26 protein-coding genes are annotated in these 25,901 nt (G+C 73.0%); 11 read left to right on the forward strand and 15 right to left on the reverse strand.

From position 1 onward, the window contains the following. The 10 genes from ACFOVU_RS26905 to recG all read right to left on the reverse strand — a co-directional run. Positions 1-1,641 (reverse strand): chromosome segregation SMC family protein (locus tag ACFOVU_RS26905; protein WP_378538049.1); only part of this gene is annotated, 1,641 nt, incomplete at its 3' end. Positions 1,642-2,088: 447 nt separating this feature from the next. Continuing rightward, on the reverse strand, positions 2,089-2,280 hold the full coding sequence (locus ACFOVU_RS26910) for a hypothetical protein (RefSeq protein ID WP_378538050.1): 192 nt from the start codon (positions 2,278-2,280) through the stop codon (positions 2,089-2,091). Positions 2,281-2,599: 319 nt separating this feature from the next. Further along, positions 2,600-2,902 (reverse strand): acylphosphatase, encoded by a 303-nt coding sequence (locus ACFOVU_RS26915; RefSeq protein ID WP_378538052.1) that lies wholly within the window; start codon positions 2,900-2,902, stop codon positions 2,600-2,602. 11 nt (positions 2,903-2,913) lie between these two features. Further along, positions 2,914-3,834, reverse strand: coding sequence for a bifunctional DNA-formamidopyrimidine glycosylase/DNA-(apurinic or apyrimidinic site) lyase (gene mutM / locus ACFOVU_RS26920; RefSeq protein WP_378538053.1), 921 nt, complete (start codon positions 3,832-3,834; stop codon positions 2,914-2,916). Between the two features lie 7 nt (positions 3,835-3,841). Continuing rightward, positions 3,842-4,573, reverse strand: coding sequence for a ribonuclease III (rnc, locus tag ACFOVU_RS26925; protein WP_378538055.1), 732 nt, complete (start codon positions 4,571-4,573; stop codon positions 3,842-3,844). A 403-nt stretch (positions 4,574-4,976) separates the two neighbouring features. Beyond that, positions 4,977-5,156: a 50S ribosomal protein L32 gene (gene rpmF, locus ACFOVU_RS26930; protein WP_378538056.1), complete on the reverse strand. Its 180-nt coding sequence runs from the start codon at positions 5,154-5,156 to the stop codon at positions 4,977-4,979. 140 nt (positions 5,157-5,296) lie between these two features. Next, positions 5,297-5,839, reverse strand: a complete 543-nt coding sequence (locus tag ACFOVU_RS26935; protein ID WP_378538058.1) for a YceD family protein — start codon at positions 5,837-5,839, stop codon at positions 5,297-5,299. Positions 5,840-6,065: 226 nt separating this feature from the next. Next, complete coding sequence (gene coaD / locus ACFOVU_RS26940) at positions 6,066-6,572, reverse strand: pantetheine-phosphate adenylyltransferase (RefSeq protein WP_378538059.1); 507 nt, start codon at positions 6,570-6,572, stop codon at positions 6,066-6,068. A 65-nt stretch (positions 6,573-6,637) separates the two neighbouring features. Next, complete coding sequence (gene rsmD / locus ACFOVU_RS26945) at positions 6,638-7,219, reverse strand: 16S rRNA (guanine(966)-N(2))-methyltransferase RsmD (RefSeq protein WP_378538060.1); 582 nt, start codon at positions 7,217-7,219, stop codon at positions 6,638-6,640. A gap of 136 nt (positions 7,220-7,355) precedes the next feature. After that, positions 7,356-9,566: an ATP-dependent DNA helicase RecG gene (gene recG / locus ACFOVU_RS26950; protein ID WP_378538062.1), complete on the reverse strand. Its 2,211-nt coding sequence runs from the start codon at positions 9,564-9,566 to the stop codon at positions 7,356-7,358. Between the two features lie 352 nt (positions 9,567-9,918). Between recG and rpmB the strand changes: the two genes are divergently transcribed. Then, positions 9,919-10,104: a 50S ribosomal protein L28 gene (gene rpmB, locus ACFOVU_RS26955; RefSeq protein WP_378538063.1), complete on the forward strand. Its 186-nt coding sequence runs from the start codon at positions 9,919-9,921 to the stop codon at positions 10,102-10,104. Between the two features lie 116 nt (positions 10,105-10,220). On the opposite strand, the gene ACFOVU_RS26960 is transcribed toward rpmB, so the two are convergent. Beyond that, on the reverse strand, positions 10,221-10,784 hold the full coding sequence (locus ACFOVU_RS26960) for a cellulose binding domain-containing protein (RefSeq protein WP_378538065.1): 564 nt from the start codon (positions 10,782-10,784) through the stop codon (positions 10,221-10,223). A gap of 399 nt (positions 10,785-11,183) precedes the next feature. Continuing rightward, complete coding sequence (locus tag ACFOVU_RS26965) at positions 11,184-12,299, reverse strand: thiamine-phosphate kinase (RefSeq protein ID WP_378538066.1); 1,116 nt, start codon at positions 12,297-12,299, stop codon at positions 11,184-11,186. A 94-nt stretch (positions 12,300-12,393) separates the two neighbouring features. On the opposite strand from ACFOVU_RS26965, the gene ACFOVU_RS26970 reads away from it, so the two are divergent. Beyond that, positions 12,394-12,627: an Lrp/AsnC family transcriptional regulator gene (locus tag ACFOVU_RS26970; protein ID WP_378538068.1), complete on the forward strand. Its 234-nt coding sequence runs from the start codon at positions 12,394-12,396 to the stop codon at positions 12,625-12,627. Between the two features lie 21 nt (positions 12,628-12,648). Then, positions 12,649-13,107 carry a DUF3515 domain-containing protein gene (locus ACFOVU_RS26975; RefSeq protein ID WP_378538069.1) on the forward strand — a complete coding sequence of 153 codons (459 nt, stop codon included), beginning with the start codon at positions 12,649-12,651 and terminating at the stop codon, positions 13,105-13,107. 79 nt (positions 13,108-13,186) lie between these two features. On the opposite strand, the gene ACFOVU_RS26980 is transcribed toward ACFOVU_RS26975, so the two are convergent. Continuing rightward, a complete protein-coding gene (locus tag ACFOVU_RS26980) occupies positions 13,187-13,855 on the reverse strand; it encodes a DUF3105 domain-containing protein (protein ID WP_378538071.1) in 669 nt (222 codons plus the stop codon). Between the two features lie 135 nt (positions 13,856-13,990). Between ACFOVU_RS26980 and ACFOVU_RS26985 the strand changes: the two genes are divergently transcribed. The 7 genes from ACFOVU_RS26985 (at position 13,991) to ACFOVU_RS27015 (ending at position 22,108) form a co-directional block, all read left to right on the forward strand. After that, positions 13,991-14,623 carry a DUF305 domain-containing protein gene (locus ACFOVU_RS26985; RefSeq protein ID WP_378538072.1) on the forward strand — a complete coding sequence of 211 codons (633 nt, stop codon included), beginning with the start codon at positions 13,991-13,993 and terminating at the stop codon, positions 14,621-14,623. Between the two features lie 119 nt (positions 14,624-14,742). After that, positions 14,743-16,227, forward strand: coding sequence for a cytochrome ubiquinol oxidase subunit I (locus ACFOVU_RS26990; RefSeq protein WP_378538073.1), 1,485 nt, complete (start codon positions 14,743-14,745; stop codon positions 16,225-16,227). 11 nt (positions 16,228-16,238) lie between these two features. Next, positions 16,239-17,300 (forward strand): cytochrome d ubiquinol oxidase subunit II, encoded by a 1,062-nt coding sequence (cydB, locus tag ACFOVU_RS26995; protein WP_378538075.1) that lies wholly within the window; start codon positions 16,239-16,241, stop codon positions 17,298-17,300. A gap of 29 nt (positions 17,301-17,329) precedes the next feature. Beyond that, the gene (cydD, locus tag ACFOVU_RS27000) at positions 17,330-19,204 is read left to right on the forward strand and encodes a thiol reductant ABC exporter subunit CydD (protein WP_378538077.1); all 1,875 of its coding nucleotides are present in this window, start codon (positions 17,330-17,332) and stop codon (positions 19,202-19,204) included. A gap of 28 nt (positions 19,205-19,232) precedes the next feature. Next, on the forward strand, positions 19,233-20,999 hold the full coding sequence (gene cydC, locus ACFOVU_RS27005) for a thiol reductant ABC exporter subunit CydC (protein ID WP_378538078.1): 1,767 nt from the start codon (positions 19,233-19,235) through the stop codon (positions 20,997-20,999). Positions 21,000-21,115: 116 nt separating this feature from the next. Further along, entirely contained in the window at positions 21,116-21,469 is a 354-nt protein-coding gene (locus ACFOVU_RS27010) for an ADP-ribosylation/crystallin J1 (RefSeq protein WP_378538080.1), read from the forward strand. A 144-nt stretch (positions 21,470-21,613) separates the two neighbouring features. Continuing rightward, entirely contained in the window at positions 21,614-22,108 is a 495-nt protein-coding gene (locus tag ACFOVU_RS27015) for a hypothetical protein (RefSeq protein ID WP_378538081.1), read from the forward strand. 102 nt (positions 22,109-22,210) lie between these two features. Here the strand turns inward: ACFOVU_RS27015 and ACFOVU_RS27020 are convergent, their stop codons facing one another. Both ACFOVU_RS27020 and ACFOVU_RS27025 read right to left on the reverse strand, forming a co-directional pair. Further along, on the reverse strand, positions 22,211-22,864 hold the full coding sequence (locus tag ACFOVU_RS27020; RefSeq protein ID WP_378538083.1) for a DUF1707 SHOCT-like domain-containing protein: 654 nt from the start codon (positions 22,862-22,864) through the stop codon (positions 22,211-22,213). Between the two features lie 392 nt (positions 22,865-23,256). Further along, complete coding sequence (locus tag ACFOVU_RS27025) at positions 23,257-23,601, reverse strand: DUF3817 domain-containing protein (protein ID WP_378538084.1); 345 nt, start codon at positions 23,599-23,601, stop codon at positions 23,257-23,259. A 382-nt stretch (positions 23,602-23,983) separates the two neighbouring features. Here ACFOVU_RS27025 and ACFOVU_RS27030 point away from each other — a divergent pair, with 382 nt between their 5' ends. Continuing rightward, positions 23,984-25,831 carry a UvrD-helicase domain-containing protein gene (locus ACFOVU_RS27030; RefSeq protein WP_378538086.1) on the forward strand — a complete coding sequence of 616 codons (1,848 nt, stop codon included), beginning with the start codon at positions 23,984-23,986 and terminating at the stop codon, positions 25,829-25,831. The last annotated feature ends 70 nt before the right edge of the window (positions 25,832-25,901 follow it).

Genomic DNA, 25,901 nt, shown 5'->3' on the forward strand with positions numbered 1-25,901 from the left:
GTCGGCCACGGCCACGGCGTCGGAGGCGGCCCCGAGCGCCGCGGCGACCGCGGTCTCGTGGCCCGGCTCGACCTCGATCAGCTCGGCGAGGGAGCCGAGCAGGCCGGGCAGGCGGTCCCCGGCGGCGAGCAGCGCCCCGGTGCCGTCCTTGCGGTTGAGGCCCATTTCCAGGGCTTCCTTGCGGGCGGCGAGGGCGGCGCGCTCGCGTTCGGCCGTGCGCTCGGTGTCGCGCAGTTCGTTGAGCGCGGCTTCGGCGGCCACCAGGCGTTCCTGTGCGGTCTCCAGGGCGGCGTCGAGTTCGGCGCTGCCCTCGTCGGCACCGGCGGAGTCGGCGGCGGCCCGCTCGTACTCGATCTGCGCCGCTTCGGCGCGTTCGCGGGCCTCCATGGCGGCGTCGTCGAGCCGTTCCACCTCGGCCTCGCTGGCGGCCAGGCGGCCGCGCACGGCGTCGACGCGGCCGCGCAGCTTGGCGAGACCTTCGCGGCGGTCGGCGGCGGCCCGCGCGGCGGCGGAGATCCGGCGCTCCTCTCCCTTCAGCGCCTCCTCGGCCGCGGACCGCTGGGAGACCGCGGCCTCAAGGGTCTCGCGGGCGTCGTCGAGCCGGTACTGCAACTCCTCTTCCTGGGCGCAGACCTCCTCGGCCTCGCGCTCCAGCTCCTCGGGGTCGCGCCCGGTGCGCTCCTCCCCCGGGCCGGCCGCGAGGTTGCGGTGGCGCTCGGCGGCGAGGTCGGCGACCGCGCTCAGCCGCTCCTTCAGCCGGGACAGGCCGTGGTAGGTGTCCTGGACGCGGGCGAGCAGGGGCGCGGCCTCGGTGGCGGCGCTGTCGAGCAGCGCCTCGCGCTCCTGGGCGGCGGCCAGCGACCGTTCGGCGGCCTCGCGCCGGGTGCGCACCGCGGCTTCGTCGGCCTCCTCCTTGGCCAGCGCCTCGGTGAGGGTGACGATGTCGTCGGCGAGCAGCCGGAGGCGGGCATCGCGCAGGTCGGCCTGGATGGTGGCGGCGCGGCGGGCGAGCTCGGCCTGCCGGCCGAGGGGCTTGAGCTGGCGGCGCAGCTCGGTCGTGAGGTCGGTGACACGGTCCAGGTTGCCCTGCATCGCGTCGAGCTTGCGCAGCGCCTTCTCCTTGCGCTTGCGGTGCTTGAGGATGCCCGCGGCCTCTTCGATCAACGCGCGGCGCTCCTCGGGGCCGGCGTGCAGCACGGTGTCGAGCTGGCCCTGCCCGACGATGACGTGCATCTCGCGGCCGATACCGGAGTCGCTCAACAGGTCCTGGATGTCGAGCAGCCGGCAGGTGTCGCCGTTGATCGCGTACTCCGACCCGCCGTTGCGGAACATGGTCCGCTTGATGGTGACCTCGGAGTAGTCGATGGGCAGTGCACCGTCGGAGTTGTCGATGGTCAGGCTGACCTCGGCGCGGCCCAGCGCGGCGCGGGAGGAGGTGCCCGCGAAGATGACGTCCTCCATCTTGCCGCCGCGCAGGCTCTTGGCGCCCTGCTCCCCCATGACCCAGGCGAGGGCGTCGACGACGTTGGACTTGCCGGACCCGTTGGGCCCCACGACGGTGGTGATGCCCGGCTCGAACCGGAGGGTGGTGGCCGACGCGAAGGACTTGAAGCCGCGCAGCGTGAGATTCTTCAGGTACACGCATGCCCTCCTCGTCCACCCGGCGCTTGGTCACGTGTCAAGCGTCAAGGGTGCCACGAACCGCCCGGTCATGCCGCCGCATCGGGTGACGTGTCCGCGATGGTCGCAGCCACATCGGGCGGCGGCACCGGGCGGGTGCCGCGGACGGGGTGGGTCGGGTGGGCGGTTCCGGGGGTGGGCCCGGCGGGGGGCCGCGGCCGGTGTCCCTTGCGGGAATCAGCCGGGAATCAGCCGGGACGAGGGTTGCGGAATTCACCCCCGGGGTACACCACTAGAGGGTAAAGGTCGGTCAACAGAGTTCAAAGAATCTTCGAACACTGTCGTCGCGGACCCAGGGGCGCCGGAATCGTCGAGGGCGTCCCTTGTCAGTTTTCACCTGTCACGCACACCGGCAGGTCCACCGAAAAAGCCCACCGGTGATCGGCTACGGATGGTGGTAGCGCCGTGTTACGCGAGCGCGGGCTCGCGGTCGGTCGCGCTGACCGCGACATCGGCTACGGCGGCGGAGAGCTGGTCGTTGTGGGCCTGAAGTCGGCCGATCTCGTCTTCGAGGTCACGTACCCGCTTCTGTAGCCGTCGCATTTCCTGAACCATTCGAGGGTCAGGACCACCGACGTGGCCGAACAGAGCCTTCGCCATGATGTGGGTCCTCCACATTGAGTGACCAGATGGAATTCAACGCACGTGTGAGCCACGGAAACGCGGTCGAGAGTGTCGCCGGCATCGTGGACGAAAAGGCGCGCGGTCTGCCTTCCAGAGTCTCACCACATGCGTTGCTGGTCAAGATTGGACGAAACAATAAGTAACCGGACAGTGACCATGCAGGCAGGTCACAGCGCACGATCCGTACACCAGTACCCCCCGGCTCCGGCCATGCACCCCGCGGTCGAGTCCGCGCCGCGAGGCATTGGCGGGCCGACGCGGAGCACACACGAATCGCGTCGCCCCACTAGCATACTCACCGCTCGGAGAATCCGGAGTAGGAACCCCGGGGTTTTCCCCACCTCTCGACCACGCCGAGCACCCGACCAGGGGTATCGTCGCCGCGGAGCAGGACGAGCAATTGGTCACACCGGCCCCTCGGGCCTTCGGCGACCACTTCGACCCGGCCGTCGGCCAGGTTGGTCGCCGTACCGGTGAGCCCGAGCTCCAGCGCCCGCGACCGCACCCACCAGCGGAACCCCACACCCTGGACCCGGCCGCGCACCCACGCGGTCAGCCGCGCGTCGCCGCCGGCGCCCTCCCCCGGTGTGCCGGACATCGGTTCACCCCCTATTTCCGCACGGTACGCCGCGGCGCCCCGGCATCGGAGGCGCGCCGCACCGCGGGCGCCCGTTCGGCCGGGCGCGGCTGGCACTTCGGGCACGAGAACGACGAGCGGTTCATGAAGGGGTCGCGGCGGATCAGCGTGCCGCAGCGCTCGCAGGGCCGGTCGCGCCGGCCGTAGGCCTTCAGTCCGCGTTCGAAGTACCCGCTCTCGCCGTTGACGTTCACATACAGCGCGTCGAACGACGTCCCGCCCGCGGCCAGCGCCTCGCGCAGGACGTCGCGCACCTCGGCGAGCAGCGTGGTGATCTGCTCCGGGCGCAGCGACTCGGTGGGCCGCGCCCAGTGCAGCCGCGCCCGCCACAGGGCTTCGTCGGCGTAGATGTTGCCCACCCCGCTGACCAGCGACTGGTCCAGCAGGGCGCGCTTGATCTCGGTGCGCCGGCGGCGCAGCGCGTGGGCGAAGGCGTCGTCGTCGAAGGCGGTGTCCAGCGGGTCCAGGGCGATGTGCCGGATCGCCCCCGGAACCCCGGCGCCGGTGCCCATGTCGTCGGCGACGAGCGCCTCGACCATCAGGTGGCCGAAGGTCCGCTGGTCGACGAAGCGCAGCTCGCGCTCGCCGGTGGCGAGCCGCACCCGCAGGTGGCGCTCCGCGTCGGTTTCCGGCCGCTGGACGAGCAGCTGGCCGCTCATCCCCAGGTGGGCGAGCAGGGCCTCGCCGGAGTCGAGGGTCAGCCACAGGTACTTGCCGCGGCGCAGCGCGCCGGTGACGGTGCGGCCGGCCAGCCGGGCGGTGAAGTCGGGGGCGCCGGGGGCGTGGCGGCGGATCGACCGCGGATGCAACACGGCGACCTCGCCGATCGTGCGGCCGGTGACCCACTGGTCCAGGCCCCGGCGGACGACCTCGACCTCGGGGAGTTCGGGCATGGCGGGCTCAGCCCTTCTTGTCGTCGGGCCGCGCGCCCTCGGAGCGGGCGCGGATGGCCTTCCACGCCGACTCGGCCGCCTGCTGCTCGGCCTCCTTCTTGCTGCGGCCCTCGCCCAGCCCGTAGTCCTCGCCGGCCACGCGCACGCGGGCGCGGAACGTCTTCTGGTGGTCGGGGCCGCTCTCGTCGACGTGGTATTCGGGGACGCCGAGCATCTCCGCGGCGGTCAGCTCCTGGAGCGAGGTCTTCCAGTCCAGGCCGGCGCCCAGGCCCGATGCCGTGGCGATCAGCGGGTCGAACAGCCGGTGCACCAGGTCGGAGGCGACGTCCAGGCCGCGGTCGAGGTAGACCGCGCCGATGATGGCCTCCAGGGTGTCGGCCAGGATCGAGGACTTGTCGCGTCCCCCGGTGCCCTCCTCGCCCCGGCCCAGCCGGATGTAGTCGCCGATCCCCAGCCCGCGCGCCACATCGGCGAGCGCCCGCATGTTCACCACGGCGGCGCGCAACTTCGCGAGCTGGCCCTCGGGCAGGTCGGGGTGGCCGCGGAAGAGCGTGTCGGTGACGATCAGCCCGAGCACGGAGTCGCCGAGGAACTCCAGCCGCTCATTGGTGGGCAGACCGCCCTTCTCATAGGCGTAGGAGCGGTGCGTGAGCGCGCGCGCCAGCACCTTGGCGTCGAGCTCGACACCGATCGCCCGGTAGAACTCGCGCGCCTCGGCAGCGTTGAGTTGAGTGGCCAACGACCTTCACACCCCTAGTCTCCGGCGCCGCCCACGGGAGAGGCGCACGGGTTCGTTGCGCGGCTGCGCTGCTCAAGGAACCGGCCAGGGACGCTCGAAGACGAGGTGAGCGTCGCGGAGGCGTGCGCGCTCCCCGGCGTCCACCACGGCCTCGGGATATGCCCGCGCCGGCCGCATTGTTCGGTTGTGTGCCGCTCCACCACCGGCCGCGCGGCACCGGCCGACGGCGCACGCCCCGGCACCGGAACGGTGCGGGGACGCCGGAAGCCGCCGCCCTGCCGATCCCCACTGTTCCACGGCACGCGGTGGAACGGGTTCCTCGGTCCGGACGACGGCGCTGTGCCGCGGCCGTGCCGGGCGCCGGCCCCGCCGTGGGCGGGGAGGCGGACCGGCCGGATACCTCTTAGGACGCCGGGGTGATGACCTGGCGGTTGTTGTAGGTGCCGCAGGTGGGGCAGGCGACGTGGGGGAGCTTGGGGTCGCGGCAGCGCGGGCAGGTGACCAGCACCGGACGCGACGCCTTCCACTGGGAACGGCGGGTACGGGTGTTGCTCCGCGACATCTTCCGCTTCGGGACGGCCATCTGTTCAATCCTCCTGGGTCACCCGCGCGGTCGGCGGGAGTGAAACGTACTTGCGTCGTCTCCGCGGGGCCGGGGTCGTGCCCCTCACTCGCACAGGGCCGGAGCCGGGTCGTGCGAGCGCTGGTCCGCGGAGTGCGAACTCATCGGTCGCCGGGCTCCTCGCCCAGCTGCCGCAGCGCCTCCCACCGTGGGTCGACGCCGTCGCCGTGACCGTGCCCGGGCTCGGCATCGGCGAGTTTCACGCCGCACTCGGGACACAGGCCCGGACAGTCGTCCCGGCACAGCGGTGAGAGCGGCAGTGCGAGGACGACCGCGTCGCGGACCACCTGCTCGAGGTCGATCGACTCGCCCTCAAGATAGTAGTCCTCATCCTCGTCCTCCTGGTCCACCGAGTCGGCGGGCACGAGGTCGTCGTCGGGGTACCGGAACAGCTCCTGGAACCCGGCCTCGATGGGGTCGGAGACGGGGTCGAGGCAGCGGGCGCACTCCCCGGCGGCGGTCGCCGTGGCCGTGCCCGTGACGAGCACGCCCTCCATGACCGCCTCGAGGCGCAGGTCGAGGTCGATCTCCGCGCCCTCGGGCACGCCGGACATCCCGGTCGCGAACGAACCGGGAGCGGAAACGGCGCGGGAAACGGTCCGCGACGAACCGGGCTGGCGCCCCAGCGGCCGGGTGTCGACCACGAACTGGGAGCGGAGATCTGGACGAGACAGGGCGATCGCGCTTTCGGTGGGGTCCGCCGCACGCCGGCACGGAACGCGGGCGGATGTTCGGTCCGCCGCACGGAACGGCGACGGGCGCCATGCACCGGAGGCATGGTCGCCTCAGAGTCTAGCGATCGGGCCAGGTCATGCCCAAATCAGGTGGCCGGGGCAGGTCACCGCCGGTGGCCCGCCCCCGCCGCGGCCCTCAGCCGTTCCCCGGCGCGGCCGGGCGCGGCCCGACCCCGTAGGTGTCGCGCAGCCGCTGCTCGACATTGGGGGTGACCAGGCTGCTGACGTCCCCGCCGTACTGCGCGACCTCCTTGACCAGGCTGGAGGAGAGGAAGGAGTACTGGGGGTTGGCCGTCATGAACATGGTCTCGACCCCCGAGAGCCGGTAGTTCATCTGCGCGATCTGCAACTCGTAGTCGAAGTCGCTGACCGAGCGCAGGCTGCGGATGATCATGGCGATGTCGTTCTCGCGGCAGAAGTCGACGAGCAGGCCGTCGAACTCGGCGACGCGCACGTTGCCGAAGCCGGCCGTGCACTCGCGGAGCATCTCCAGCTTCTCCTCAAGGGGGAACAGCCCGCGCTTGTTCACGTTCTTCAGAGCGGCGGCGATCACCTCGTCGTACTGGCGTGCCGCACGGCCGATGATGTCGATGTGACCGTTGGTGACCGGGTCGAACGACCCGGGGTAGACGACACGGCGCACGGTGAACCGCTCCTTTCTGGCGACCTCCGCGGACGGGCACTCCACCACCGATTCTGCCCGCGGGGTCACGAACGACCGGAAGGACTCGCGGCGCGACCGTACCAAAGGGCCGCTTCGCCATAACGGCGGACCCGGTCGCCGGTGAACCCCTCGGGCCACCCCAGTGCGGGACCGCGGGAAGCCCGCTCGACCACCACCAGCGCCCCAGGAGCCAGCCAGCCGCGGTCGCGCAGGGCGGCCAGGACGGCGCCGACCTCGGCATCGGTCACGGCGTAGGGAGGGTCGGCGACCACCAGGTCGTAGGGGCCGTCCTGCGGTCCGGCGTCGAGCACGCGCTGCACGCGGTCGGCGGCGATCTCGGCGCCGGGCAGGCCGAGGGAGGCGGCGTTGGCGCGCAGAACGGACAGCGCCCGGCGGTCGGACTCCACCAGCAGGGCGTGGGCGGCCCCGCGCGACAGGGCCTCCAGGCCGATCGCGCCGGAGCCCGCGTAGAGGTCGAGCGCCCGCACCCCGTCTAGGGGGCCGAGGTCGGAGACGACGGAGGCGAACAGGGCCTCACGCGCGCGGTCGCTCGTGGGGCGGGTCGTGCGCCCGCCGGGGACGGCGATCCGCCGCCCTCCGGCGGTGCCGGCGATGATGCGGGTCATGGGGCAACGCTAGCGCGGGGCCGTCCGCCCGGCCCGCCGTGACCTCATCGGATGGCCGGTACCCGGGCGCGACCGGGACCCGCCCGCCGTGTCCGCGCACGGTGACCCGTGACCGGGCGGGACCGGGCACTCCTGCTCAGGTCTTCTCCAGGTAGTCGGCGCGCTCCTCGGTGAGCAGGGCGTCGAGTGCGGCGGTCAGCGGGGGGTGCCCGTCGAGCCCGGGGTCGGCGTCGAGCAGCGCGACCGCCTCGTCGCGGGCTTCGCGGATGAGTTCTTCGTCACGCAGCAGCGTGAGGATCCGCAGCGAGGAGCGCCGCCCCGACTGCGCGCCGCCGAGCACGTCGCCCTCGCGGCGCTGCTCCAGGTCGACGCGCGACAGTTCGAAGCCGTCGGTGGTGGCGGCCACGGCCCCCAGCCGTTCGCGCGCGGGGGTCCCGTCGTCGGCGTCGGTGACCAGCAGGCACAGCCCCGGATGCGCCCCCCGGCCCACCCGGCCGCGGAGCTGGTGCAGCTGGGAGACGCCGAAGCGGTCGGCGTCCATGATCGCCATGACGGTGGCGTTGGGGACGTCGACGCCGACCTCGATGACGGTGGTGGCCACCAGGACGTCGGTCTCGCCGGCGGCGAAGCGGCGCATGACGGCGTCCTTGTCGTCGGGGGACAGCCGGCCGTGCAGCGCCTCCACCCGCAACCCGGCGAGCGGGCCTTCGGCGAGACCCGCGGCGACGTCGAGGACGGCCAGCGGCGGTCGGCGCGCGCTCTCCTCCCCCGCCTCCGCGCCGGGCGGTGCGGGCTCCTCTCCCGCGGGGGTGTCGGCGTCACCGCCGATACGTGGGCAGACGACGTAGCCCTGGCGCCCCTGCGCGACCTCCTCTCGGATGCGCGCCCAGGCCCGCTCCAGGAAGTGGGGTTTGTCGCGGGCGGGCACGACGTGCGTGGCCACCGGCGAGCGCCCGGAGGGCACCTGGGTGAGGGCGACGACGTCGAGGTCGCCGTAGACGGTCATGGCCACGGTGCGCGGGATGGGGGTGGCGGTCATCACAAGCACGTGCGGCCGGCCGTCGGCCGACTTCTCGCGCAGGGCGTCGCGCTGCTCGACGCCGAAGCGGTGCTGCTCGTCGACCACGACCAGGCCGAGGTCGGCGAAGGAGACGTGTTCCTGAAGGAGGGCGTGGGTGCCGACGATGATCCCGGCCGCCCCGGAGGCGGCGTCGAGCAGCGCCTCGCGGCGGGCCCCCGCCCCCTGCGACCCGGTGAGCAGGGCGACGCGGGTGGCGTGCTCGGCGCCGTCGATCTGGCCGGCCCTGGCCAACGGGCCCAGCATCGCGGTGATGGAACGGTGGTGCTGCTGGGCGAGCACTTCGGTGGGGGCGAGCAGCACGGCCTGCCCGCCCGAGTCCACGACCTGGAGCATCGCCCGCAGTGCGACCAGCGTCTTGCCCGCGCCGACGTCGCCTTGGAGCAGCCGGTGCATCGGGTGCGTGGAGTCGAGGCCGGCGGAGATCACCTCGCCGACCTCGATCTGGCCGTCGGTGAGGGTGAAGGGGATCTCGGCGTCGAAGGCGTCGAGCAGGCCGCCGGCCCGGCGCGGCCGGGGACGCGCCGGCAGAGCGGCGGCCTCGCGGCGGCGCCGGGCCAGTGCGAGCTGGAGCACGAAGGCCTCGTCCCATTTGAGGCGCCTGCGGGCGCGGCCGATGTCGGCGCCGTCTGCGGGGCGGTGGATGCCGCGCAGTGCGGCGGTGAGCCCTTCGAGCCGGTGGCGGTCGCGCACGCCGCGCGGCAGGGGGTCGGTGATATCGCCCATCGTGTCCAGGAGCATGTCCAGGCAGCGCTTGATCTCCATGGACGTGAGGCTCTTGGTGGCCGGGTAGATGGGGATGAGGCGGTCGGCGAATTCGCGGGCGCGTTCGCCCGCGGAGCCGTCATCGGGCAGCATCTCGTAGGCCGGGTGGGCGAGCTGCTTTTCGCGGTTGTAGGTGGAGATCTTCCCGGCGAACATGCCGCGGCGCCCCGGGGACAGCTCTTTCTTGTGCCATTCCACTTTGTGGAAGAACGTGAGGCTGAGCTCGCCGGTGCCGTCGGTGATGAGGGCCTTCAACATCCTGCGGCGCTTGCCGCCGGGGGCCGGCCGAAGGTCACGCGTCTGCGTTTTCTTGACCTCGGCGAGGACGGTGACCTGCTCCCCTTCGGTGAGCGCGCCGAGGTCGGTCAGCTCTCCATGGGTGGCGTAGCGCCGCGGGTAGTAGTGGAGCAGGTCGCCGGCCGTGCGCAGTTCCGCCTCTGCGGCGAGCTTGGTGGCGGCGGCCGCCCCCACCGACTTGCGCAGCGGCTCGTCGAAGTCGATCATCGGCGCCTCCTCGTCGTGCCCGGCATCGTACGGTTCCCGTCCGCCACGGTAGAACGTCTGTACCCCTGGGCACGCGCGTCCGCCCCGCACCTCGCCCGGGTTATACTCGATGAAGTTCGTTCCCGTGGGGTGCGGCCCGTCGGCCGCCTTCCCCGCAGCGGGGGCCGGTAGGCCCCACGCGATCGCGTCTGCGGCGCCGATATCGTGCCTGCTCCGTTTTGGGGCTCGGCCCTTGTCGTCGTGTACGCTTCCACGGTTGGCGCGCCGCGCCGGCCTGCTCATCAGACCTCTTCCGGGTCGCATCACCACGTGTGCACCAGCATGCGGACCCGAGCGCTTGAATGGAGTTACCGTGGCTTCCACCTGCGACGTCTGCGGCAAGGGACCAGGGTTCGGTAACAGTGTTTCCCACTCGCACCGTCGCACCCGCCGCCGCTGGAACCCCAACATCCAGACCGTGCGCACCCGCGTGGGCGGTACGCCCAAGCGCCTCCAGGTGTGCACCTCCTGCATCAAGGCCGGCAAGGTCGACCGCTGACCCCAGCGGTTCCACCCGGTTCGTGATATCGGCGAAGAGCGCCGTGGCCTTCGGGTCGCGGCGCTCTTCGGCGTTCACCGGCAAGGGCGGCATCGGGCGTACGGCGGGCACGGGGGTCAGAGGTCGCAGGGGGCGCCGTTCAGGGCGCAGGAGTCCGGGCTCTGCGCCTCGCCCTCGGCGGTGAAGCTGACGGTCACGGAGTCGCCGGGGCCGACGGGGTCGGCCCAGTCGGGCTGGCGGGCGACGATGCCGGTGCGCGTGCGCTCCCAGTCGACGTCCCAGGCGTCGGTGACGGTGGCGTCGGCGAAGCCGAGGGCGAGCTCCCAGTCGTCAAGGGAGGAGCCCCCGGTGTTGGTGACCGTGACCTGGCCGGTGAAGCTGCCGCTGGAGGTCTCGACCGTCTGGTAGGAGACCGTGCTCACGCTGGTCGAGCCATCGGGGGCGGAGCCACCGGGGTCCGCGGGCGCGGCGCCGCCGGGGTCGGCGGTGGGGGCGGGGGTAGCGCCGGCACCGGGAAGGGCGCCTTCGGCGTCGGGCGGCTCGCTGAAGCGCAGGTAGATCTGCGTGGTGCTGTAGCCGAAGAGGGTCAGGGCCAGGGTGATGCCCGAGACCACCATGACGGTGAGGAAACGGGGCGGCTGCACGCGCTTGGGGACGGTGCTCTCGAGGACGTGCCCCATGGTGGAGAAGGCACCGCCGTTTTCGGGCTCGGAGCGGTGGGCGCCGCGACGTTCGGGCTCGCGCCCCAGCACGGCGGCGCGTGAGGGTTCAGGGGTACGGCGACGCTTGCCTTTGGCGCGGCCGCCCCCCGGTTTCCAGGGCTTTCCGGGCGGTGGCGGACGCACACCCGATCGCGTCCGGTCGGACATGTCCTCCGGGTCGCCCGGGGCACCCGCCCCAGGCCGGCGATCCGTTCCACGTGGGCGCACGGTGACCCCGATCCGGTGCTGACGGACAAAGACGCAGCCAGAGCTTAGCGTTATTCAGCCTGTGGAACCGACATCATAACCCCGCGTTCCGGCGGTGTGACATGGTGTTCGGGGAACACTTCGGGAACACGTGCCGGCGCCTGCACGGGTTCAGTGCGCCCCTCCCACTCCCCCACTGTGCTTGCCATCGGCTCCGCCACTGTGCTTACTATCGGCTCCGCCACTGTGCTTGCCATCGGCTCCGCCGAAGTGATCCCACCCGCTCTCCTGGGACGGCCGCCCGTCCACGGTGACGCCGCTACCCTCGCGGACGCTTCCGATGCGCACCCACGCGGCGGGCAGCGCCGTGCCGGGCGGGAACGTCGCGGCCAGGGCGTGGTCCTCCCCGCCGGCGAGCATGAGGTCGACGGACCCGCGCGGCGCACGCCCGGCCGCGTCCAGGGCGCTGACCGCGGCCGACAGGGCCGGGTGCGGGTGCAGCAGCGCGGTCTCGACGTCGATCGCCACCCCGCTTCCTCGTGCGATGTGCCCCAGGTCTTGGACCAGGCCGTCGCTGACGTCGAGCATGGCGGTGGCGCCGAGCCGGGCCGCGCGCGGGCCCTCGGCGTAGGGCGGGCCGGGCCGGCGGTGCTCGCGCAGGCAGAGGGCCCAGTCCGGCTCCGCCGCGGCGTCGCGCGGCGCGGGCGAACCCGCGGCCCCGGGGTCGTGGCCGGGCGCGATCCCCGCGGTGAGCAGCGCGTACCCGGCCGCCGACAGCCCCAGCGGGCCGCAGACCGCGACCGTGTCGCCGGGCCGTGCCCCGTCGCGCCGGACCGCGGAGCGCCCGCCGAGGTCGCCCAGCGCGGTGACGGCGATGGTCAGCAGGTCCGAGCGCACAGTGTCGCCCCCCGCCACGGTGCAGCCCGCCGCCGCGCACTCGGCGCCGACCCCTTCGGCGAACGCGTCGGCCCAGGCGGTGGGCAGGTCGGCTGGGGCGGCCAGGCCGATGAGCAGCCCCGTGGGACGGGCCCCCATGGCGGCGAGGTCGGCGATGTTCTGCGCCACGGCCTTGTGGCCGATGTCGCACGGTGCCGACCAGTCGCGGCGGAAGTGCCGCCCTTCGACCAGCACGTCCGTCGTCGCGACGACCCTCCGGTCGGGTGCGGCGATGAGGGCGGCATCGTCGCCCGGCCCGAGGATTACGTCGTCGGAACCGGGGAATCTGGCGGTCACACGCGCGATCACACCGAATTCACCTAGGTCCCCGATGGTGGTGCACACAGCCATCAGGGTACGGTGACGCCCTTGGCGGAGTGGTCTGGACCCGCGCCCGAATCGATCGGGACGCGCGATCGCCGACGAGCTTTTTTCAGGAGGTTTCATGGTGCAGGCATATGTCTTGATCCAGACGGAGGTCGGCATGGCCAAGGATGTCGCGCTCGACATCGCCGCCATCGACGGAGTCACCCGGGCCGAGGACGTCACCGGCCCCTACGATGTCATCGTGCGGGCCGAGGCCGAGGACATCGACGCTCTCGGGCGGCTGGTGATCGCCGAGATCCAGCGCCGCGATGGGATCGCGCGCACACTCACCTGTCCGATCGTCAACATCTGAGTGCGGGAGCCGGTCTTCGAGATGCGACGTGTGGCGGTGGGCGCTGCGGTGGCGGGGCTGGCGCTGGCAGCGGGGTGCTCCGGCACCGTGGAGGTGCCCGTGCCCGAGCCCCAGGGGGCCGCCGCCGAGCAGTGCCGCACCCTCGTCGGGGGTGCGCCCGATGAGCTCTTCGGCCAGGAGCGGGCGACGGTCGAACCGGAGTCGCCCTACACCGCCGCCTGGGGAGATCCGCCGATCGCGCTGCGGTGCGGCGTGGAACGCCCAGCGGGCCTGCGGCCCGATTCCGAGCTGATGGTCGTCGACGACATCGCGTGGCTGCCGCAGCCCGCCGACCGCCCAACCCTGTACACCGCGGTGGGGCGCGAGGCATACGTGGAGATGACCCTCCCGCCGTCCTATGGCCCGCCGGCCGAGGCCCTGGTGGCCGTCGGCGCGCTGATCACCGACGGCGTCCCGGCGCTGCCGGACGGCGAACTGTAGCGGGCTTCGCCCTTTCCCCTGAAACGCGGAACGGGGTCCCGGCAAACGCCGGAACCCCGTTGGTGCTCTATATCCGCGGTCACATCCCGCCGGCGAGGGCCTCGATCCCGCCGGCCTCTTCGAGCTCGGCGGCGGTCATGTCGAGGCCGCCGGAGCAGGCCGCACCGGGCTCGGGGACGTCGGAGCTGCGCTCGTAGGCCCGCAGGAACTTCGAGAGCCGGTCGTCGTCGGCGGAGTCGAGCTCCACCTGCGTCCCCCACCCGCTGGCCACGATGGGCGCGGGCATGTCGGCTTCGTCGAACGGGCTGACCAGGACGTAGCTCCCATCGCTGTAGAGGGAGTTGAGGGCCTCGACCTGGTCCGCCGGCAGCTCGGGGTCGTAGGTGATCCACACCGCGCCGTGCTCCAGGGAGTGCACGGCGTTCATGGTCGGCACCGGGGCGTCGTAGGCACCGCAGTTCTGCCAGATGGCGTGGTGGTCACCGCCCACGGGCGGGGTCTGCTCGTAGTCGACGGTCTCGGTGACGTGCTCGTTGGTGAGGTCGTCGAACGTCCGCAGACCTTCGATGTTGCGGCGGTCGATCTCGGTGTAGACGCCGAAGCCGACGAGTCCGAGCACCACCACAGCGACGCCGGCCACCCCGGAGATCGTGAGGATCTTGCGCCGGCGCTCTTCACGGATGCGTTGGAGCCGCCGCTCTTCGGCCTTCTGCCGTCGGCGTTGGGCTGCGGCTGAGTTCTTGGCCACTGCGCTATCTCTCCCGGGGGTGGGCGGTGGACGGACACGAGGACACCCGGTGAACCTCGACTAACCTCGACTCAGGGGCGCGCCATCCCAAACGCCCCATTGGCCAGGATGGTTCCCATTAGTGTTGAAGAGCATATGACAGACGCACCGGACGAACAGCCCCGGCGGACCCGGACGGTTCCCCTCTACATCGCGATCGCCCTGGTGGTGGCCGCGCTGGTCTGCGGCTACATCGCGGGGCGCCCCGGTTACCCGATCGATACATCGGCCGACGCCGGCTTCCTGCGCGACATGAGCGTGCACCACGCCCAGGCCGTCGACATGGCCTTCGTGATCCGCGACAAGACCGACGACCCCACCCTGCGGGCGATCGCCCAGGACATCGCCCGCACCCAGCAGGAGCAGATCGGCCGGATGCAGGGCTGGCTGGTGCAGTGGGACCTGCCCGCCCGGTCGTCGCAGCCGCCGATGGCGTGGATGGCCGGGCACGACGGCCATGGCGGCGAGGCCCCTGACACGATGCCGGGCTATGCCTCCGAGGAGCGCATGGCGGATCTGGCGGACGCCGACGGCGTCGACGCCGAGGTCATCTTCCTCGAGACGATGATCGACCACCACCGCGGCGGCATCGAGATGGCCGAGGCCGAGGCGCGGCTCGGCGGTGACGACATGGTCACCGCCTTCGCCGCCGGGATGGCCGAAGCCCAGCAGACCGAGATCGACCTCATGAACGACCTGCTGGAGGACCGCGGCGCCGAGCCCGTCTGATCCACGGCCACCGTGTGATGGGTCACGCGGCCCCGCGACGACTTACTACGTCCTGTAGAACTACAATTCGTAGTACTACGGGTCGTCGACGAAGACACCAGGTTCGCGGAGAGGCACGCATGGACGCTCTCGATCTCGCACGGTGGCAATTCGGGATCACCACCGTCTACCACTTCCTGTTCGTGCCGCTGACGATCGGCCTGTCGGTCATCGTCGCGTCGCTCCAGACCGCCTGGTACCGCACCGGCTCCCGCGCCTACCTGCGGGCGACCAAGTTCTTCGGCAAGCTGTTCCTGATCAACTTCGCCATGGGCGTGGTCACCGGCATCGTGCAGGAGTTCCAGTTCGGGATGGCCTGGAGCGAGTACTCGCGCTTCGTCGGCGACGTGTTCGGCGCCCCGCTGGCGATGGAGGCGCTGGTCGCGTTCTTCCTGGAGTCCACCTTCATCGGGCTGTGGATCTTCGGCTGGGACAAGCTGCCCCGCGCGGTCCACCTGGCCTGCATCTGGGCGGCCGCCATCGGCACCAACCTGTCGGCCTACTTCATCCTCGCCGCCAACGCCTGGATGCGCCACCCGGTGGGCTTCACCGTCGACGAGGAGACCGGCCGCGCCCAGCTGACCAGCATCTGGGCGGTCCTGTCCAACAACCAGGCGTGGTCGACCTACCTGCACGTCGTCTCCGCCGCGTTCATCACCGCGGGCATGTTCGTGGCGGCGGTGAGCGCCTACAAGCTGTGGAGCGAGCGGGCGGGGCGCACCACCGCGGCTGAAGGCCCTGCCGGCGGGCCCGCGGCGGCGACCGGCCCCCAGCCCCGGCTCACCGGCGACCACGAGCTGTTCCGCAAGACGCTGCGGGTCGGCATGATCGTCACCCTCGTCGCGGGGCTGGTCGTCGTGTTCTCCGGCGACCACCAGGCGAAACTCGCCGCCGCCTATGAGCCGATGAAGCTCGCCGCGGCCGAGGCGCTGTGGGAGACCGAGGACGGCGCCCCGTTCTCCACGTTCGCGGTCGGCGACACCGAGGAGCGGCTCAACGTCGTCGACCTCACCATCCCGCACGTGCTGAGCTTCCTGGCGACCGGGCGGATCGACGGCACCGTCGAGGGGATGAACGACCTCCAGGCCCAGTACGCCGAGGAGTTCGGCCCCGGCGACTACATCCCCAACGTCTTCGTCCTGTACTGGGCGTTCCGGCTGATGATCGGCTTCGGGCTGTTCGGTGTCGCGGTCTCCGCACTGGGCCTGTGGCTGACGCGGGGCCGGCGGCTGCCCCGCACGCACTGGTTCTACTACGCCGCGATCGCCGCCCTCCCCGCTGCGCTGGCCGCCAACATCGCGGGGTGGCTGCTCACCGAAATGGGCCGCCAGCCCTGGACCGTCCACGGGGAGCTGCTCACCGCCGCCAGCGTCTCGCCCGGCGTGAGCCTCGCGGAGGTGGCGATCTCACTCGCGGCCTTCACCGCTGTCTACGGGGTGCTCGCCGTCGTCGAGGCCGGGCTGCTGTGGCGCTACGTCAAGGCGGGGCCCGCCCACGTGATGCCCGAGAACGACGACCACGACGACAGCGACGACGACGCCCCCGTCCCGGCCTTCGTCTACTAGGAGCGGCGACCATGGATCTCCCCCTCATCTGGTTCATCGCCATCGCGGTGCTGTGGATCGGCTACTTCGTCCTGGAGGGCTTCGACTTCGGGGTGGGGACGCTGCTGCCCGCTGTGGGCCGCGACGACACCGACCGCCGCGTCATGATCAACTCGATCGGGCCGGTCTGGGACGGCAACGAGGTCTGGCTGATCACGGCGATCGGCGCCACCTTCGCGGCGTTCCCCTCCTGGTACGCGTCGCTGCTGAGCGGCTTCTACCTGCCGGTCCTGCTGATCCTGCTCGCGCTCATCGTGCGCGGGGTCGCCTTCGAATACCGCGGCAAGGGCGACACCGACCGGTGGCGCGCGTGGTGGGACCGCGCGATCGTCTTCGGCAGCACGGTCCCGGCCGTCCTGTGGGGCGTGATCTTCGCCAACGTCGTGCGCGGCGTCGACATGGGCGCCGACCACGTGGTGGACGCCGGCCTCCTCGACCTCTTCGGGCCCTACGCGCTGCTGGGCGGGCTGACCACGCTGTCGCTGTTCACCCTGCACGGCGCGGTGTTCCTCACCCTCAAGACCGACGGCGACGTGCGGCGGCGCTCCCGCGAGCAGGCGCTGCGCGCCGGGGCCGTCGCGATCCCGGCGGGCACGGCCTTCCTCGCCTGGACCCAGGCGGCCCACGGGTCCGCGTGGACGCTGCCGGTCGCCGTCGCGGCGGGCGGGGCGCTCGTGCTCGGCGTGCTGCTGGCGGCGAGGGGCCGCGAGGGGTGGTCGTTCACCGCCACGGCGGTGGCGATCGGCGCGTTCACCGTGACGCTGTTCGGGTCGCTCTACCCCGATGTGCTGCCCTCCGCAACGGACCCCGCGCACAGCCTCACCGTCGCCAACGCCGCCTCGGCGCCCTACACCCTCACGGTGATCAGCTGGGTGGCGCTGGTGTTCGTGCCGGTGGTGGTGGGCTACCAGGCGTGGAGCTACTGGGTGTTCCGCCGTCGTGTGACCCGCGAGCACATCGAGCCGGCGCCCGCCTATGGTGGCGGCGGGGGCGCGGCCGGGGACACCGCCGCCCACGCGCCCGGATCCGGCTGAGCACGGGCACGGAAGAACGGACGGCATCCATGAGACCTCTCGATCCCCGGCTGGTGCGCAGCGCGCGGGCCGTGCGCGTGCACCTGGCCGTCACGGTGGCCGCCGGTGTCGCGGTCACGGGGCTGGTGCTGGCCCAGGCGTGGCTGCTCGCGCACACCATCGCCGGGGCCACCGGCGGCATGGGCGCCGGCGAGCTGTCCTGGGCGATCGGCGCCGTCGCCGTGGTGGCGGCCGCGCGGGCGCTGCTGTCCTACGGGGCCGAGACGGCGGCCCTGCGCTCCGCGGCGCGGGCGAAGTCCCAGCTCCGCCGCTCGCTCGTCGCACACGTGACGGGCACCCGCCTCACGTCGAGGCACGACGACCCCCCGGAGGCCCTCGGGCGTCCGGGGTCGGACCCGGTGTGGCTGTCAGGGACATCCGGGGCCGACGAGGGGACGGGCACCGCGCGCGCCGGCGAACTGGTCACGCTCGCCACACGTGGCCTCGATGCGCTGGATGACTACTTCGCCCGGTATCTCCCGCAGCTGGTGCTCGCGGTGCTCGTCCCCCTCTCCGTTCTCGTGGTGGTCGCCGGAGCCGACTGGATCTCAGCGGCGGTCATCGCGGTGACACTGCCGCTCATCCCGGTCTTCATGGCCCTGGTCGGCTGGCACACCCAGGCCCGCACCCAGCGGCAATGGCGGCTGCTCAGCCGCCTCGGCGGGCACTTCCTGGACGTCGTCGAGGGGCTGCCCACGCTGGCGATCTTCCGCCGCGCCACGGCGCAGGCGGCGATCATCCGGCGCATCACCGACGAGCACCGGCGTACGACCATGGCCACCCTGCGGGTGGCGTTCCTGTCGGCGTTCGTGCTGGAGCTGCTGTCGACGCTCGCGGTCGCGCTGGTCGCGGTGGAGATCGGGATCCGGCTGATGTACGGCGTACTGGACTTCGAGACCGCGCTGCTCGTGCTCATTCTGGCGCCCGAGGCCTACCTGCCGCTGCGCGAGGTGGGGGCGCGCTTCCACGCGAGCATGGAGGGGGTCGCGGCGGCCGAGCAGGTGTTCGCGGTCCTGGAGCGCCGCCGCGGCGGGGGCGCCGGCAGCGGGGAAGGGGCAGTGTCAAGGGACACCGGCGGCGTGGACCAGGCGGCGTCCGGGGGCGGGGGCACGGCCGCCGCGCCGCCGGAGGGAGCCGTCCGGATCCGGTTCGACGGGGTGGGGCTGACCTACCCCGGACGCGACATCCCGGCGCTGCGCGACATCGACCTCGACGTCGCGCCTGGAACCGCGCTCCTGCTCGCCGGGCCCAGCGGATCGGGCAAGACCAGCCTGCTGTCGCTGCTGCTGCGGTTCACCGAGCCGGCCACCGGCCGGATCCTGGTGGGCGGAGCCGCCGCCGACCGGGACACCCGGGACGCCGCCCACGCGGGCGGCCCGGACCCGGGGTGGACCCCGCTGGACCGGATCCCGGCCGAACAGTGGCGATCGCGTATCGCGTGGGTGCCCCAGCACCCCTACCTGTTCGACGACACCGCCGCGGGCAACATCGCGCTCGGCGCCCCGGACGCCACCCGCGAGGACATCCGGCGCGCGGCCGAGCTCGCGGAGGCCGACGGCTTCATCCGCGGCCTGCCCGACGGCTACGACACCCGCCTGGGCGAGCGGGGCGCCCGGCTGTCGGCCGGGCAACGCCAGCGCATCGCCCTGGCCCGGGCGTTCCTGCGCGACGCCCCCATCGTGCTGCTGGACGAGCCCACCGCCCACCTCGACCCCGACAACGCCGCAGCGGTGCGGGCGGCGGTCACCCGCCTCCTGCACGGCCGGACTGGGATCATCGTCGCCCACGACACCGGCTGGGCCGCCGCCGCCGACCGCACCGTCCGCATCGACGCGGGCGCCATCGCAACGGGGGCGGCGGCCTGATGCCGGAGTCACACACCAGGAGGCACGGATGACCTCGACGCCTTCCACTGGCGGGACCGTCTCCGCCGACCGGCGGGATCCGCTGTGGCGGATGGTCGCGCTGGCGCGGCCGCGGGGTTCGCGGTTCGCCCTCGGGGTCCTGCTGGGTGCGCTGGCCACCGGGTCCGGAGTGGCGCTCCTCTCCGTCGCCGCCTGGCTGATCGCCACGGCCGCGACCCATCCCCCCATCACCGCCATCAGCGTCGCCGTTGTCGCCACCCGGGCGCTGGGGGTGTCGCGGGGGGTCACCCGCTACCTGGAACGGCTGGTCACCCACGACGCCGCGTTCCGCACGCTCGCCGATGTGCGGGTGCGCGTCTACGAGCGGCTGGCGCGGACCGAGCCGATCCGCCGGTTCCGCTCCGGCGACCTGGTTTCACGCCTGGTCAGCGACACCGATGCCACGCAGGACCTGCTGGTGCGCGGACTCACGCCACCCCTGGTCGCCGTCGTCACGGGCGCGGCCGCCGTCGGCTTCGCCACGGCGCTGCTGGTGCCCGGCGGGGCCCTGCTCGCCGCGGGGCTGCTGCTGGCCGGCGTCGCGGTACCGCTCGCGGCGGCCGCTCTGGGCCGCGGCCCGGGCCGGCGCCAGGCGGCGGCGCGCGGCGAACTGTCGACGGCGCTGGTCGACACCCTCTACGGGGCGCCCGACCTGGTCGCCTACGGCGCGATGGACCGGGCGGTGCGGCGCGTCGAGGACGCCGACGACGAACTGACGCGCGTGGCCCGCCGCGATGCCGCGCTGCTCGGCTTCGGAGCGGGGGCGACGGCACTGATCACCGGGCTGACCGTCTGGGGGACCCTGCTTCTCGGGGTCGCGGCGGTCGAGGACGGCACGCTCGGGGCCATCCCGATGGCGGTGATCGTGCTGACGGCCCTGGCCGCCTTCGAGATCGTCGCCCCGCTGCCGGCCGTCGCGGCGCGGCTGGGCGCCGTGCGGGCCGGTGGGGAGCGGCTGTTCGACGTGCTCGACACCCCGCCCGCCATCGACGGTCCCGCTGAGGGCACCCTCCCGGGCGGCGGCGGCTCCGGCGGCACGGCGCTGCGCGTCAGGGGGCTGCGCGTCCGCTACGGCCCGGCCGAGCCGTGGGCGCTCGACGGGGTCGACCTCGATGTCCCCGCCGGGCACACCGTCGCGGTGCTCGGTCCCAGCGGGGCGGGCAAGAGCACGCTGGCGGCGGTGCTGCTGCGCTTCCGCGACCCCGATGGCGGGACGGTCGAGCTGGGCGGCGCCGACATCACCGGCTACCCGGCCGACGAGGTGCGCAGGGTGGTCGCGGGCGTGCCGCAGGACCCGCACATCTTCGCCAGCACCCTGCGCGAGAACCTGCGGCTGGCGCGGCCCGGGGCCGGCGACACCGAGCTGTGGTCGGCGCTGCGGCGTGCCCGCCTCGACCGGGAGGTCGAGGCGATGCCGCAGGGGCTGGACACCGAGGTCGGATCGCACGGCGCCCGGCTCAGCGGCGGCATGCGCCAGCGGCTCGCCCTGGCGCGCGCCCTGCTGGCGGCGCCACGCGTCATGGTCCTGGACGAGCCGACGGCGCACCTCGACCCGGATACGCGGGACGAGGTCGTGGCCGACCTGCTGGACGCGGCCGAGGGGTACTCCACGCTGCTCATCACGCACGACCTCGCCGGGCTCGACCGCGTGGACGGCATCTACGTGGTCGCGGAGGGGCGCGTGCTCCAGCACGGCACCCACGACGAACTCCTCGCCCAGGAGGGCTGGTACCGCGAGGCCCACCGGGACGCCTGACCCCGCGGACGGCGCACGGGCCGGGAAAAAGCCTGGCGGCACGGGCCGCGGCCACGGTAGCCTCCCGTCCCTCTGACAGGCGGAGACCCGCGCCCCAGCGTCCGAAAGAGCGACCCATGACCAGCCGACCCGCGACGACGACTCTGTGGCGCCCGACCGGCCCGGCCGAACTGGACCTGGTGCGGGGGCTCAACTGGCGCGCCTGGCCGCCGCGGCTGCCGGAGCAGCCGATCTTCTACCCGGTCCTCAACGAGGACTACGCGATCAGGATCGCGCGGGACTGGAACGTCGAGCGCGATGGTGCGGGCTTCGTCACCCGCTTCGAGGTCGAGTCCGCGTTCCTGTCGCGGTATCCCGTCCGGCAGGCAGGCGGGCGGACGATCCTCGAACTGTGGGTCCCGGCGGAAGAACTCGACGCGTTCAACGCCCACATCGTCGGCGAGATCCAGGTGGTCCACGAGTTCCGCTGAGACCGGCGGCGCCCCCCGGCGCGCCGCCGGTGTGTCCGTCCACAGGCGTGAGACGCATGTGGCGGGCGCGACCGCGCGTCCCCCAGCATGGAGATCGAGGGAGGGCCGCACGGGCGTTCCCACCGTCACCGCCGGAGGTGTCGCATGGGGGTTCTCGCCGGGCTCCTCGCCGTTCTGCTCGTCGGCGCCGTCCACCTGCCGGTGCCGGGCGGCCCATGGCCCGGGCGCGGGGGCGGGGAGCTCTCCGGGTTCACCATCGGGTTCGTGCCCGCCGGTGCCGGGGGCGATCGCGCCGATTTCGCCACCGAGTGGGGCGGGGTGGACTTCGCGTCGCGGGTGTGGGAAGGTGCCGCCCCCGGTGGCGGCTACCGGGTCGGCCTCAAGGTCAACGTGCTGCGCGGACCGGGCCTCACCGACCTCGCCGCGCTGCGCGCGTTCCTCGCCGACTACCACGAGATCGACCCCGGCACCTGGGACCTCGACCCGTTCGAGCACGGCACGAGCCCCGGCTGCCACGGCGGCGGCCGCGCCTTCTGGCTCGAGGAGCCTGGACTGGCGGTCTCGCTATGGCTCGACCCCCGGCGCTTCGGTGAGCCCGACCTCCTCACCACGGCGCACGAGATCCGGCGCAAACCCTAGCCGGGACCACGCGGCGGACACGCTGCGGGATCAGGGATCCGGTCACAGAGACACGGCCGAATCGGTCCCGGTCCCGGGACCAGGCACGGGACGGGACGCGGGTCAGAGCCAGTCGTCCCAGATGTCGCCGCTGAGCCAGCCACCGGGCGACCGCCCATAGCGGATCTTGAGCGAGCCGCCCTTGACACTGCCCTTGAGCACGAAGTGCGGGGCCGGCGGAGCGGGTGCCGGGGGAACCCTGCTGTCGACACTGCCCAGCCACGAGGTCTCGACATCCACCGCGGCGGTCGCCCCGTCGGGCAGCACGACCCGGGCCTCGCCCCAGGACTCCCCGAGCTCCAGCTCGACCACGTCGCTGAGCAGGGTCGCCTCGCGGAAGTCCAGGCGCACGACACCGTAGGGGTTGACCACCCGCACCCGCGCGGGCACCTCCCAGACGCCGCGCCGCACGATGCTGCCCGCAATGGAGGACCGGAGGACCAGCGGCGGCCCGGGGGCCGCAGGCGGGTACGCCGGCGCGGGCGCCACGGGGGCCTGGGCCCCGGCCACCGGCAGGTCGGCCGTGAGGGGGTCGAGTTCGGCGTAGGTGCGGGCCGCGAAGGTGCGGTCGAGCCGCTCGTCGAGTTCGTCAAGCGTGATGCGTCCCTCGGCGGCGGCCTCGCGCAGGATCTCCGCCACCTGGTCGCGGTCGCGGTCGGAGGCGCGCATCCGGCCGTGCGCGCCATCCGGGCCGGTGCCTGCCGCCTGCGCGTCCATGCGCCCTCCTCGTCCGCCGTCCCGCCGTCGGCCGCCCCGGTCTGCTCGCCCTGCGCCCCGGCTGCCCGTGACCGGGCCGCGGGCCCCGGCCCGGCCGACCACCGCGATCATGGTACGCCGTACCGAATGGCGGGAATACGGCGGCCATTTCGCGACGGCCGGCGAAACCACGGCGGAATGCGCGACACGGGACGGTGAAAACACGCGCCCTTTTCCGTCACACGTGCAATGATTGTTCGCCCATTGACCGCCGGTGGCGCCCGCAAAGAAATGCGAATACAACCCCACCGAATTCACGATGTCCCCGGTGCGCGTGCGTCGCGGGCGGCGGTTGAGGCCCCTGCCGGGGCAGGACGGGCCCTGGCAGGGACCTGAGCCGCTTTTCCGCCGGGTCAGACCCCGGCGGGCTCGCCCGCCCCGTCGCCCACGGGTGCCGTGCGCTCGATCCGGCCGCGCACCGAGGCCCACCGCTCGAAGACGACCGTCCCCAGCGGCGGGACGCTCGCGACCAGCGCGAGCACGCCGGTCCACAGGCTCCAGCCGAGCCGGTTCCAGGCGATCAGGGCGATGATCACGTAGAGGATGAACGCGGCCCCGTGCAGAGGACCGAAAATCTGCACACCGATCTCGTTGCGCACCACCACGTACTTGAAGAACATCCCGACCAGCAACCCCGCCCACGTGACCGCCTCGACCGTGGCGATCACCCGGAAAATGGTCAGTACCGGCTTGGACACGTGGGCTCCTGTTCGTCCGGGAGGAGGTGGTGGAGGGCGAGGCCCCGTCGTCCCCCAGTCTGCTCCACGGCGCGGAGGCCCCGGCACCGACCCCCTGGTGAACCCCGTCACCCCCCTTTACGGACGATCGCTATCACGGGTTACGGTCCCTGGATCGATCAGCCATCGGGGCACCGGCGACACCTTTCTCGCCCCGATCCGGCCACCCCTCGAAAACACCGCCGAAAACACCGCTGTGACCTGCCGGTACGCGGCCTTCGAATTCCCCTTCACCGGTGCCGCGGATCGCCCTCCACGGGGCGTTTGCCGGAATTGCGCAGCGAGCATGCCCTTATGTGAAAGCGCTCCCCATGGCAGGACTGCGACCGGAGGAACAAAGGACGTGCCCAAGCTCGCCATCTCCCCGACCTTCCTCTCCGAATTCTCCCGGCTCGAGAACGCGATCCAGACCGCGGCGCTGACGGCGGTGCAGGCCTACATGTCCGGCGACGGCGACCGGCTGGAGGCCGTCGCCGACGCCCCCGGCGGCCCCGGTATCGGGCTGCTGCACATCGGCCCCGAATGGTCGGGTGTCGTCGCGCCCGCTCCGGCCACCGACGACGTTCAGTGCCTGGTCGCGGTCCGCCCGCGCGACGAGGCGATCGCCTACGCCCACGGCCTGCGGCCCGCCGCAGGCCCCGAGATCGAGCTCGTCGACGCCGACCGGCCGCCCGCGCCCCCGGCCGGCGCGCCCGCGGTGACCGGCCCGGCGGCGCTCGCCGACGGCCTCGCCGGGTCCTTCGACGACTGGCGGATCACCCTCCACCCCGACCAGCGCCGCTTCACCGAAGCCCACTTCACCGGATCCGCGCAGGTCACCGGCGGCCCGGGAACCGGGACGACCGTGGTCGCCCTGCACCGGGCCGCCTACCTCGCCGAGCGCGACGCCGCCGCCTTCCCCGACCGGGACCGGCGGGCGATCCTGCTGACCACTCGCGGCCGCCTGCTCGCCCGGACCCTGTCCGGGCTCCTCGACCGGCTGCTTCCGGATCCGGCGGTGCGCGGCCGGGTCGAGGTCGCCACCATCGACTCCCTGGCCAGGGGCGTGGTCTGCGAGCACACCGGAACCGTGCCCGAGGCGGTCGGCCGCGATGCGCTCGGCGAGCGGTGGCGCGAAACCGCGCGGTCCGAGGGGCTGCCCTACTCCGGCCGGTTCCTCGCCGACGAGTGGGAGCAGGTCATCCTCACCCAGTCCATCGCGAACTGCCCCGACTACATCCGCTGTGAGCGCAGCGGGCGCCTGCTGCACTTGGCCCCGGAACACCGCACGCAGGTGTGGGAGACCATCCAGCGCTACACCGCGTCCATGCGGGTCTCGGGCGAGTGGTCCTATCCGCAGATCGCGGCGGAGGCGGCGCGGATCCTGGCCCGCTCGGGGCCGCGCTACCGGCACGTCGTGGCCGACGAGTCCCAGGACCTGCACCCGGCCCATTGGCGGCTGCTGCGCGCCCTCGTCGCCGAGGGGCCCGACGACCTGTTCATCGCGGGCGACCCGGAGCGGCGCGTGGGCGACCACCGGGTGTCGCTGTCGTCGCTGGGCATCAATGTGCGCGGGCGCAGCCACCGGCTGCGCACCGTCTACCGCGTGACCCAGGAGATCCTGCACTGGGCGGCCCCCATCCTGGGCCGGCACCCGGCCGAGGGCCCCGGAGCGCCGGAGGGTCGCTCCGGGTCGCCAGAGGGTCGCTCCGGCGCACCGGCGGCCCGGGGCTCGCTGCTGAACGGGCCCGAGCCCGTGGTGCGCGGCTGCGCGAACCGCGACGAGGAGCGCAGCGCCCTCGGCGACCAGGTCCGCGCGTGGCTGGAGGCGGGCGTGGCCCCGTCGTCGATCGCGGTGGCCGGCCGCAACCAGTGGGTGGTCCGCGGCCTGGCCAAGGAGCTCACCGCACGCGGTATCCCCACGGCGCCGCTCGACGCCGACGACACCATCGGGGCCGTCCGGCTGGGGACCCTGCACAAGCTCACGGGCCAGGAGTTCCGCTGCGCGGCGGTCGTGGGGCTGGGCGAGCCGCTGCTGCCGCCGAAGGCGGCGATCGACTCCGCGGAGGGCGACCCCGTCGCCCTGGAGCAGGTCTACCAGCAGGAGCGCAACCTCCTCTTCACCGCCTGCACCCGCGCCCGCGACACCCTCTACGTCTCCTTCGTCGGCACCCCCACCCGCCTCCTCCCCCACGTCGACCCGATGATCTGATCGAACGCGGTCGGCGTCCTCCCCCCGGAAGGACGCCGACCGCGGGCGAACGCCGCCATCGGCCTCCCGG

It is taken from the genome of Nocardiopsis sediminis, assembly GCF_042650565.1.
GTDB lineage: Bacteria > Actinomycetota > Actinomycetes > Streptosporangiales > Streptosporangiaceae > Nocardiopsis_B > Nocardiopsis_B sediminis.